The organism is Desulfosporosinus nitroreducens (genome assembly GCF_023897015.1).
Lineage (GTDB): Bacteria > Bacillota > Desulfitobacteriia > Desulfitobacteriales > Desulfitobacteriaceae > Desulfosporosinus > Desulfosporosinus nitroreducens.
The window spans coordinates 178137-188791 of sequence record NZ_JAMHFY010000007.1; the positions used below are offsets into that span (position 1 = coordinate 178137).

The following is a 10655-nucleotide window of genomic DNA, read 5'->3' on the forward strand; positions in this document are numbered from 1 at the left end:
TCCTTCTTTATGCAAAATAATGCAAGATTGAAGAAAACTCATTAGTCTTAGCCATCACCGTGCTTAAATCTCCTACTTTTTCTAGTCGTTTCTGAAAGGTGCGCACGTTGAAATCATCGGGGTTGACTCCTTGAACCACCTCTTCCCACAGAAGAGGAGTAGAAACAGTCCCTAATCTTGTAGGTCGAACACTGTAGATACCTGCCATAGTTCTCCCTCTTCCATTTTGAAGATAGTCGAGATAAACTTTACCCTTGCGATTCTTAACGCTTCGCTCCATAGTACAGTATTCTGGACGCTCTCTTGTTAGAAAACGACAGATTCCTTCAATCCCTCTCTGAACTTCGGCGTAAGTATACAGATCGTGTAACGGCAACAAAATATGTACCCCCGTTGCCCCAGAGGTCTTAACAAGGAAATTCATCTTAATTTCTTTTAAAATCTTTCCCGACCATAATGCTACTTTTAGTGTCTCCTGAAATCCCGAGGGAGGATCTGGATCGAGATCAAAAATCGCCCATCTCGGGTAATTGGGTTTTATAACACTTGAGGCCCAAGAATGAATTTCAATACACCCCAGATTAATTAAGTAAACGAGCGTAGCGAGTTGATCACAAACTACATAAGTTAATTTGTGTTTCGAACGGGAATCCGTATAACGAGTCACCCACTTTGGAGCTTGGGGAGGGCACTCTTTTTGGTAAAAAAAATCTCTCTCTATTCCTTCTGGATAACGAACCATTACAAAAGGACTCTGCTTCAAATGAGGTAAAATGAGCGGAGCAGTCTCCGTATAATAATGGATCAATTCTCCTTTGGTGATTTCCTGCTCAGGAAAATAAACTTTAGCCAAATTGCTTAAAGAGAGTGTTTTTCCCTCAACTGTAACCGAGACCGATTTACTCCTCTTATTCAATAATTCGGGCATGTCGCAATTTCCCTTCATCGGTCCATTCTAAAACTACGTTATAAGAAGCAGGGTGGGCTCAACCCAACGAATTGTTTCATCTCGGCTAGGGAAAGGACCAAGCCCATGTTTAAACGGGCTAGATGCCCTTTCTTGCAGCGATTCCGCAACCTCACTGCGCAGTATGCAGCTTACCCCGCCCGAAACCGTGCCTACATAACGCAATTCATCCCATATCTATGCTTCCTTCGCACGTCGAGTTGTCCTTTTTCGCGGAGTCAACGTAGATTTCGGTTTTTCTGTGGATTTACCTTGATCTGTTAGTTTTTCACCGTCTGATTCTTCATCTTTTTCAACGCGTGCAAATAACTCTTTGGATTCAACTGCTTTTATTGGCTTTTCAGCCTGAACTCGCTTTATAGACTTAAGGGGTTTAATAGGCCCTTCATCGTTGTCTGAGGCCTTTAATTGACCCTTTTCATTTTCTGTCAGGGCAATACTTGCTCGCAAAGCCTCCATAAGATCGACAACTTTTCCACCCTTGGCAGGCGTATCTACTTGATAGCTTTCTCCCGCTATTTTGCTTTCAATTAGCCCAACCATTTGTTCATGTAATTCATCATGATATTTCTCAGGTTCAAACGGACGCGCCAGGTTTTCGATTAATTGTCTTGCCATGGTCAATTCTGCTTCTGTCGGGACCACACTGTCCCAAACAACGTCCATATGACGAATTTCTTTCGGGTAATGCATTGTTTCCATAACAAGACCTTTTTCAAAAACCCGCAGACAGGCTAAATGTTGTTTGGAACGCATAGTTACTCGAGCTAAAGCGACCTTCCCGCTTTCCTCCATTGATTGACACAGTAATTTATAGGCTTTCATGGCAGTCTCTTCTGGTGAAAGATAATACGATTTTTGATAATAAATCGGATCAATCTCCGGAAGATTGATAAAATCTAGAATATCGATCGAACGACTCATAGGTTGTTCCAACGATGCCAGGTCATCCTCACTTAAAACAACATACCGATCCTTTTCATATTCAAATCCTTTTACCAAATCGTCTGTACCAACCTCTATATCACAGGCAGGGCATTTTTTGATCGAGCGTATGCGATTCTTACAGTCTTCATGCAGATAATTAAACTTAAACTCTTGTGATTCTGTAGCTGCATGCATTTTTACAGGAACATTAACTAAACCGAAACTAATGGATCCTTTCCATAACGTATGCATATAACATTCCTCCCTGACTTAGTGTGAACAGCTAAGGAAGTATTAATGCAACCACTGTATTAAAAAGATTGCCCTATTTTAACTAAAAGAAAGCGAAAAACTCTTTCTTGAAAAATTGATTATTAAAACAAAAAACTTTGTCTTTTATAGACAAAGTTCAAAATCAAACTTAGTTTTTCTTTACTGTTTCACTCCTCGCGAAACTTTCTCGAAGAGTTCTATTCGTCAAGATCGTTCCATTTTCCTTCATTTGTAAGGTTAGGATAATTATCATACTATTAGCCCTGCTGTCATTACACAGACTTAGATTTATTGACGTATTAGGTGGATACTGGTAATATTAAGGCAATTTAATATTAGGAGGAATATGTATATGTTTACTTCTTTAGCCACTTTTTTGCTTAGTTGGGAAAAGGAATCGGAATCAACCGAAAAAATTCTAGATAGTTTAACCGACGACTCCCTTAATCAATCCGTTACCATAGATGATCGCACATTAGGACGCATCGCTTGGCATATTGTGACAACAATCCCTGAGATGCTCGAGAAAACTGGTCTATTATTTGGTGGTATTAAAGAGAATGCCCCAGTACCGAATACAGCAAAAACAATTGCCGATTCGTACAGAGAAGTCAATAAGGCCATGCTTACGGAAATTAAAAAGCATTGGAATGATCAGGCTCTTTTACAAGAACGGGATATGTATGGAGAATCATGGACTATCGGAACTACATTAAATGTACTTATTAATCATCAAATCCACCATCGAGGGCAAATGACTGTCCTAATGAGACAGGCAGGCCTTAAGGTACCTGGGATTATGGGACCATCTCGAGAAGATTGGGGTCAATTTGGCATGGAAGCTCCTACAGTGTAAAGTGAATTGCGACCTGAAGTTAAACCGATTTAATATGTCATACCAGTCCACATCACCGTTCCCGATTCTGTCATACCTACTGTCCAGACCACAACCTAAATGCAGGGCTACACTTTCGAAATTCCCTTTGAGAAACTTCTTGACATAGTTATCAATAAGTTTAGCTCTTAGACACATTATCATGTTCGTCTCTTTAGGAATTTTCAATGAACTAAAGTTATAATCAATTTGGCTAATGATTTCAGCGGCTTTTCTATCGATAAGTATCGGAGAATCATTCTGATTTTCCTTAGCCTTACCGAACAGTGGAGTAAATAATGTTTCTTTGACTTCGTCCAAAACAATCTTATCCATGACAGCCCTCCGAATTTCGATAGAGTATAGTTTTAACAACCTTGGAGAAAATCCCCTAAAATCTTGCTCAGATTTTAGGGGATTTCTGAGTTTCTGCAGCAACTGATTTTGCAATAAGTTTAAATAATCGTTGGGTAGAAGTGTCTTAGGTTATGCTCTCCTATAACGTCGCTTTAATCCTCTTCAGTCCAAAAACAACCATACTGGCTAAGACTGCAAAATCCTCAGTTGGCAGGATTGAAGGGGCAGAGGCATCGAACAAAATATTGCCAGACGCCGGAAATTCATCATCAGCTCTCCAGAGCATCAAGGCTAAAGGAATGCGCGGGAACACCCGATATGTGACCCCTACATCACCAAGCCCATTGGATTGCCCACCTAAATGTGTCACTACTTTAAGCAGGCTATCCGGATCAGAACCAAAAGTTCGGACCAGCGGATCAATGGCCCGACCGTTAAACGGTTTTATATAAATGGCTCCACCCGGTAATTCTTTGTAAGAAATGAGTGTCCCCACTTCGAAGGGCTCACTGAGATTTGTAATGTAATGAAGAATCAATATTTGAGCAGCAATCGGCAATTCTCCGTCTGAAGCTTGAATAGGCACAAAATTCCCACTGGGATAGTCTATCTTAAAATGCTGGCCCAAAAATTCAATAATCAGGGCATTATCCTCAATAGAATAGCCAGAGCAACGTGCCATATCTTCTAAGGAACAAGCACGAAACTTTTCAAGCGCCACCTCATGAGCTGCAGAATAATTCATCCTATCTCCTCCTACTCCTTTACACCTAACCCCTGCTATGGGGTTTTATTTTCTCATTCTATCTAACAATTCTATCAACCATTTGAAGTCACTAACTACAGCAAAAGACCCTTACTTTGACTAGCAGAACTATGCTATTCTACCCGAGTGCCCGATAGGTCTGCTGTAAGAGCAATGCATCTTCTTCCAAATTCGGGCTTTCGCAAATTGCTAATCCTTCCACCCCAAAACTATGACATGCTTTCATCAATTCTTCAAAGCACAAATCAGATTCCTTTAAAACAAGGTGGCGTTTCTCACCCTTGAGTCCATATTCGATCCCAGATATATGAAAATGAACGTTTTTTACCCATCGATCCCCTAGACTCTCAGCAGTTACATCTAATATCTCACAAAACTCATCATAGGAATTGTACCTTCCATTAGTTCGCGCATGAAGATGGCTAAAGTCGATACAGGGCAATACCCCTGAAACTTCTTTAGCAATTTTGATAGTTTCGGTAAGATCCCCGAATTGAGTTCCTTTACCTGTTGTTTCTGGACGAAGAACAACATCGATCCCCTCTGCGTCAAGGGCTTCCCGTACAAGGGACAGTTCTCTGACCACCCGTTCTAAGACCACCTCGGACGGATTATCATGATTAAAGGCTGGATGAAAAATTACGCTCCGAACACCAAGAATCTGTGAAATACGTGCGGTATGTATTATTCGATCCCTGCTTGCCGTAATTTTCTCTGGCTCACGGGAGTTGAGATTTATATAGTAAGGGGCGTGACAACTTAAAGCGATATTGTCCTCTTTGGCAACTATGCCAACCTTTCTTGCTTTCTCTTCACCCATTCGAACTCCTTGGACAAACTCTATTTCTAAGGCACCGAGATCTAACTCCCGTATACGGCGTACCCCTCCTTCACTGGAACGATCCTTTGAGGAAAGCGGGACACCAGCGGTTCCAAACAATAGTGGCAATAAGGTTCACTCCATTGCTATTTTTTCTCACATTATATCCTTTTTCTACTAAAAAGCCAATGAACTCAAAAGAAGCAAAATGCAAATTCATTCCTGAATTTCCAATAAAATTTAAGATTCAATTACATACTGTCTTGAAAAAAAGCTATACTAATAACACTTTCATCATATCGTTGTTGAAAGAAACTGACCCCAATTTGAAAGGAGGTTTCCTTTATGTCAAGACGACGTAGCAGCATCATGTCTGACGCATTGAAAGAACAAATTTCACAAGAGTTAGGTTTTGCGGGAACCCTTCACCAAGAAGGATTTGGAGGAGTTTCTTCAAGGAATTGTGGCAATATGGTGAAAATGGCTATTGAAATGGCCGAACGTAATCTGCCCGGGAAAAACATGACTTAATAATTGGAAACTCAATTCTTTTGTTAGTTCAAAATTAGTTATACCCGGAGCCGAGCCATTGAATGCTCGGCTCTACTTTTATAAACTAGAGTCTTTATTTAAAGATAAATAACCCCTTATTCTAGAAACGATTAGTGAAAATCAACTTCTATACGACGTGCCGCTGGATGAGCGTCTTTTAAAAAGCTTAGTTTTAACAGACCATTCCGGTAACTTGCGTGAGCTCCATCAGTTTTAACCAAAGCAGGCAGTGTCAGCACTCTGGAGAATTTTCCGAAATACCTTTCTGAATGACGCGAGACGCTTTCATCATCTTCTTCGTGTATTATTTTTCGAATTTCGCCCTGAATCATCAGTTGATTTTCATTTAAGGTAATTCTGAGATCTTCAGGTTTTTCGATGCCCGGAATTTCTGCAGTCACGATAACTTTTTTCTGGGTTTCTTCTACATCTATACGATACAACCCATCTGTAAAGCTTTCTTTTCCACGCCTTAAAACCCGATCCATCTCATTCCAAAAAGGATCTAACATACGGTATGGCTCATTAGGGATTAATGACATTTCTATCACCTCTTCGTTTGTTTACTGCTTAGGATACGCTGTTCGATTATGGATTATCCCTGCTATTCTGAAGTAAGGTTGATCCATCCTGCATACAAAAGTTTTAATACTAAAAGGCTAAATCCCTTTTATATCCTATATTTTGAATGGTTTTTGGTATTTAAGTACTTAAAAGAAGCAAGGGACGATCCCCTTGCTTCTTTGGGTTAACTGATAACCTTACCAGAAATGTTAGCCGGACCAATGATTGTTATAGTTCCTTGAGCAGTCTGAAGATTACGAGCAAATAATTGATAAACGTGATGACCAGCAGGTACATTGGTTAGGACAGCTTGGAACGTAGTTAAATTTTCTAAAGGTGTATCTGCCCCATCTTCAATCGACTCTTGGTTAATTGATGCTACTACTACATTATCTTGTTGAATCGTAAGCTCAATGATTGGTTGATCCGGTTCCAAAGGACTGGTGCCCGTCACAATCCAACCCATCGTTGTTAACAATTCGATAAAGTTTTGCGCTTGAGATACAAACAGACCAAATTCTAGAATTAGTTGATCAGTACCAGTGAGCACAATAGCGGAAGTGTATGCTTCATTTGTTAAAATACTTCTGTTGTAGTTTAAGAGAGCCATTTTTATCCTCCTTTAAATTAAGTTAGAGTGGAGTTACAAAAATTTACTTCTTCACTCTAGTTACTCTAATATATGAAACGACAACAGATTCGGACATGTTTTTATCCTATATATGGAAAAAAATTTATACTTTCCTACTTTTAGTTATAGAACCCATGGAAGACCCCTTGTCCATTTCCATAAAGCAACATAATAGCAAATAGAAGAGGTAGCTATCCAAGAAACAAAGTAGTTGGATAGCCACCTCTTTATTTAACTTCATCGTTTCTCTAATAGCTTTTCTGCAAAAACTCTTGCAATTTCAGGATCGAATTGTGTACCGGAGTTTTTTAGTATCTCTTGTAAAGCTTGTTCATCACTTAAAGCAATTCGGTAAGGCCGCTCACTTATCATTGCATCATAGCTGTCAGCCAGTGCAATGATTCTTGAAACCCTTGGAATAGCTTCCCCTTTCAACCCTTTTGGATAACCCTTACCATCCCACCGTTCATGATGTGCCAATATACAGTCTGCCAATTCTAACATTTCATAAGATGAGCTTAAAATTCTATAGCCAATATCGGGATGCCGCTTTATCTGGTCCCACTCATTTTTCGTCAGTTTCCCAGGTTTATTGAGTATATGTTCTTCAATTGCAATTTTCCCTATATCATGTAGCAAACCTACAACCTTAAGTCTGCTTACTTCGATTTCGGATAAACCTATCGCACTTCCTATGTCCTGACATATTTGACTAACTCTCTTTGAGTGTTGTTCTTCCCTCGGATTTTTTTCGTGCAAGGTATTAATGATGGTATTAATAGTATTACCCCTCATACCTTCGTTCTCAATTATTTTATGTTTATACATAGCATCTTCAGCACTTTTGAGAACTTTTATTATGTCCTCATCTGTTTTTGTTTTTGTCTCCCACCCAAATGATATGCTGACGCCAATAGCATTTACTAAAATATTGGAATATTGTTCTCTAATTCTTTTTACAATTCCTTCAGCGTCTTCCTTGTTAGTCTTTGGCAGAAGGATGACAAATTCATCTCCACCCCAGCGGGCGACAATATCATCTGTTCTGCACGCACTTTGAATAGCCCTTGCCGCTTTTTTTAAAAGCTCATCCCCTTTATTGTGTCCAAAGGCATCATTTAGAAGCTTCAACCCGTTGACATCCCCAATTATTATAGAAATAGGGATATTTCTATTAGTATCTAAACGTTTAATTTCTTCTTCATAGAACCTTCGATTATAAAGTCCTGTTAAAGCATCGTGATAGCTTAAATAGCGATTTTCGTATTCCTTTTTTTTGCGATCCGTAATATCTCTCACAATACTGAGAAGAACTCTTTTATTACCTAAATAAGTTCCTTGCGAACTAACTTCAACATTAATCGGGGTACCATTTTTAAGATAATGAACTGTGTCAAAAATAATTCCAACTTTATCGGCTAGCTCCATTTGCTCAATTATGTTAGTTGATGTGCTAATATTCCTTAAGTCAAAGATTGTCATAGACAAAAGTTCAGTATATGTATATCCATAGATCCTTACCGCAGCATCATTGGCTTCGAGAATATTCCCTTCTTTACCTATGAATAGCATTGCATCGTTGGCCTTTTCAGCCAGAACCTGATATTTTTGGAGCCTTTCATGTAACAGTTTCCACTCAGTGTTGTCAATTCCTATTCCCGCAAAATAATGTCTGTCATCAATAATTACCGAACTGGCAGAAAAAACCATAGGTATTTTTGTACCGTCTTTTTTTTGTAAATTAGCCTCGGCGTTCCCAAAGCCATTCTGGGTAATCATTTCGATTCCTTCCAGTACAGACTTTTGACTCTTTTCATCTCCCTCATACCAATCTAATATATTTTTTTGAGCCAGCTCTTCTGAGGTATACCCAGTCATTTCCTCATGTTTCTTGTTCCATCTCACCAACCTGCCATTATCATCATAGAGATAAATCATCCCAGGAGCACTATCAAATAAGGCATCGGTAAATACTCTTTCTTTGTTTAACTCATTTTCTGCCCGTATTTTCTCAATAATCTCCTCTTCCAACATAGAATTCATATCCTGCAGCTGGTTTGTTCGCTCTATAACCTTGTTTTCTAATTCTTCATTTAGGATCTTGATTTCTTGCTCAGCCTTTTGACGTTTATTAATTTCTTCTTCAAGCATAGCATTGATTTCTTCTAATTCTGCATTGGTCTCTCGCACTTCCACATTGATCTTTTCAAGCTGGACGGTTCTTTGCTTTATCCGCAGCTCAAGTTCTCTGTTTAAATTTTTAATTTCTAATTCATTATGAATTCTTCTATTAACTTCATGTTCCAAAGCAATATTTTTAAGAGCGTATTTTGAAATCAGCTGTACATTCAGGAAAAGGAAATTACATATATTTTCAAATTGCAATCTAGACATACGTTTAACTTTCATCAATTCGCTTTTATAAACATCGTGCCGTATTCCAATTACGTCCGCGTATTGTAATTGATTCATTTCATAATCTTCATCCAGAACTTGACCGATGAGCCAGTTAGCCACATGCTTCCCTGCAACAATGATACTTGCTCCTCCGTCAAGAAGTCCGCCACTTAAACATCTTTGAATTGCAGGGCCTTCCTTTTTGGGACTTCCAATGATTGAATCTGATATAAGACAATTTCTAAGGCCTATTTCAGTTTTTCTTATTTCATTACAAAAACTGCAAAAACCACTTGGTTCAGTGATTGGTGTTCCATCGGTTTCTGTTATGATTGAAGCCACACCCGTTGCGTCAGAAAATAAATCTTGAAGTCTTTGCATTTCAGTCAAATCAAAGAACTCAGAAAAACTGGACTCTTTAATACATGCATAATTTTCATTGGTAAATTGCTCCATCTCATCCACCTTACCCTTAAATGATTTATATATTAAATTCTCTTCAAGTGGATTATAGGGTTTTATCTTATAAAACGAAAGTGTAAAATCTTGATGAAACTTAACAATATATCTCAAATTTAAAAAGAGCTTACTCCAACTGGAAAATAATATCCATTCCTCCTTATGGTAAGTTTGGAAGGTTATTCCATTGTCATAAGCTTCTTGCATTTGTATGTTGACTGAATCCCTTGTTTCTTCAGCTAAAATTCTTACTTTTATCCCCCAAAAAAATACTACTTTACTTCATTAGTTAGTTTATTCAACATATCCTTCTTTTTCCCTCTAATCTTAGACAAAATATTTCTATTTAATTTTTCACTCTATAATCTATAATTTCGAGTAATTAATACAAGTAATGACATAGAGACGACGTCAACCATCACAGACTTTGCACTCAGTAAAGAAGTGTGAGTTGTGAACATTCCATTAGAGCTGAACATCAAGGCTTCAGTCAGGAACTCTACCTCGCCTGAACTTTACGCAAGAGCCCACTTCAACTTATATTCTTTGGAAATTGATAAATCCCGATTTGCCCTGAAAAATAAAGAGGGCGTAACGAAAAAACTCGCTACGTCCCCTTTTTGCTTTCCTTTCAACTATTAGATCTATATGTTATTTAAGGCTAATACAATGCGCTGGGCAACCCTCGGCAGCTTCTTTGGCGGCTGCCTCGAACTCACTTGGAACAGGATTTGTGTAAGCTACTGCTAGGCCATCGGCCTCCATCTTAAATACCTCTGGGCAAAATTCAGGGCATGATTCACACCCAATGCACTCTTCTTTGTCTACTTCAGCAATCATGATTTTTCCTCCTCCAAAATATTCTCTATGTATATAGCCAACTATTCCCAACTAGTTTATCATAGGTTGCCGTTTCTTGGAAGGTTTATCCTGCCTAAAAACAGAGCCGAAGCATTTAAAAGGGCGCCATTATTTGGCGTCCTAAAATATTTGTAAGCAGTCAAGTAAAACCAGCAACTTTTCGCCACAAACCATACAACATTTTATTACTGGGTAATAGTCTTCCTA

General features: G+C 38.7%; 10 protein-coding genes. 2 read left to right on the forward strand and 8 right to left on the reverse strand.

What is annotated here, in order from left to right; all coding sequences use genetic code 11:
• Nucleotides 1-7: 7 nt before the first annotated feature.
• Both ligD and ku read right to left on the reverse strand, forming a co-directional pair.
• Nucleotides 8-928, reverse strand: coding sequence for a non-homologous end-joining DNA ligase (ligD, locus tag M8E35_RS10465; protein WP_252468817.1), 921 nt, complete (start codon nucleotides 926-928; stop codon nucleotides 8-10).
• A gap of 216 nt (nucleotides 929-1144) precedes the next feature.
• On the reverse strand, nucleotides 1145-2146 hold the full coding sequence (gene ku / locus M8E35_RS10470) for a non-homologous end joining protein Ku (RefSeq protein ID WP_252468819.1): 1002 nt from the start codon (nucleotides 2144-2146) through the stop codon (nucleotides 1145-1147).
• 373 nt (nucleotides 2147-2519) lie between these two features.
• On the opposite strand from ku, the gene M8E35_RS10475 reads away from it, so the two are divergent.
• Entirely contained in the window at nucleotides 2520-3023 is a 504-nt protein-coding gene (locus M8E35_RS10475) for a DinB family protein (RefSeq protein WP_252468821.1), read from the forward strand.
• A gap of 514 nt (nucleotides 3024-3537) precedes the next feature.
• On the opposite strand, the gene M8E35_RS10480 is transcribed toward M8E35_RS10475, so the two are convergent.
• Both M8E35_RS10480 and M8E35_RS10485 read right to left on the reverse strand, forming a co-directional pair.
• Complete coding sequence (locus M8E35_RS10480) at nucleotides 3538-4143, reverse strand: DUF3786 domain-containing protein (RefSeq protein WP_252468823.1); 606 nt, start codon at nucleotides 4141-4143, stop codon at nucleotides 3538-3540.
• 139 nt (nucleotides 4144-4282) lie between these two features.
• Nucleotides 4283-5113 (reverse strand): TIM barrel protein, encoded by an 831-nt coding sequence (locus tag M8E35_RS10485; protein WP_252468824.1) that lies wholly within the window; start codon nucleotides 5111-5113, stop codon nucleotides 4283-4285.
• A 216-nt stretch (nucleotides 5114-5329) separates the two neighbouring features.
• Between M8E35_RS10485 and M8E35_RS10490 the strand changes: the two genes are divergently transcribed.
• Nucleotides 5330-5515 (forward strand): alpha/beta-type small acid-soluble spore protein, encoded by a 186-nt coding sequence (locus tag M8E35_RS10490; protein WP_073032902.1) that lies wholly within the window; start codon nucleotides 5330-5332, stop codon nucleotides 5513-5515.
• Between the two features lie 131 nt (nucleotides 5516-5646).
• Here M8E35_RS10490 and M8E35_RS10495 read toward each other — a convergent pair whose 3' ends face one another.
• From M8E35_RS10495 to M8E35_RS10510, 4 genes are all read right to left on the reverse strand, one after another.
• Nucleotides 5647-6078, reverse strand: coding sequence for an Hsp20/alpha crystallin family protein (locus tag M8E35_RS10495; RefSeq protein ID WP_252468825.1), 432 nt, complete (start codon nucleotides 6076-6078; stop codon nucleotides 5647-5649).
• Nucleotides 6079-6284: 206 nt separating this feature from the next.
• Entirely contained in the window at nucleotides 6285-6710 is a 426-nt protein-coding gene (locus tag M8E35_RS10500; RefSeq protein WP_252468826.1) for a hypothetical protein, read from the reverse strand.
• 258 nt (nucleotides 6711-6968) lie between these two features.
• Nucleotides 6969-9584, reverse strand: coding sequence for a PocR ligand-binding domain-containing protein (locus M8E35_RS10505; RefSeq protein WP_252468827.1), 2616 nt, complete (start codon nucleotides 9582-9584; stop codon nucleotides 6969-6971).
• Between the two features lie 654 nt (nucleotides 9585-10238).
• Nucleotides 10239-10427 (reverse strand): ferredoxin, encoded by a 189-nt coding sequence (locus M8E35_RS10510; RefSeq protein WP_252468828.1) that lies wholly within the window; start codon nucleotides 10425-10427, stop codon nucleotides 10239-10241.
• Nucleotides 10428-10655: the final 228 nt, after the last annotated feature.

What these genes read in the sequence shown, in the direction of transcription:
- ligD (WP_252468817.1), bottom strand. Translation starts at nt 928, where the DNA reads ATGCCCGAATTATTGAATAAGAGGAGTAAATCGGTCTCGGTTACAGTT.
- ku (WP_252468819.1), bottom strand. Translation starts at nt 2,146, where the DNA reads ATGCATACGTTATGGAAAGGATCCATTAGTTTCGGTTTAGTTAATGTT.
- M8E35_RS10475 (WP_252468821.1), top strand. Translation starts at nt 2,520, where the DNA reads ATGTTTACTTCTTTAGCCACTTTTTTGCTTAGTTGGGAAAAGGAATCG.
- M8E35_RS10480 (WP_252468823.1), bottom strand. Translation starts at nt 4,143, where the DNA reads ATGAATTATTCTGCAGCTCATGAGGTGGCGCTTGAAAAGTTTCGTGCT.
- M8E35_RS10490 (WP_073032902.1), top strand. Translation starts at nt 5,330, where the DNA reads ATGTCAAGACGACGTAGCAGCATCATGTCTGACGCATTGAAAGAACAA.
- M8E35_RS10495 (WP_252468825.1), bottom strand. Translation starts at nt 6,078, where the DNA reads ATGTCATTAATCCCTAATGAGCCATACCGTATGTTAGATCCTTTTTGG.
- M8E35_RS10500 (WP_252468826.1), bottom strand. Translation starts at nt 6,710, where the DNA reads ATGGCTCTCTTAAACTACAACAGAAGTATTTTAACAAATGAAGCATAC.
- M8E35_RS10505 (WP_252468827.1), bottom strand. Translation starts at nt 9,584, where the DNA reads ATGGAGCAATTTACCAATGAAAATTATGCATGTATTAAAGAGTCCAGT.
- M8E35_RS10510 (WP_252468828.1), bottom strand. Translation starts at nt 10,427, where the DNA reads ATGATTGCTGAAGTAGACAAAGAAGAGTGCATTGGGTGTGAATCATGC.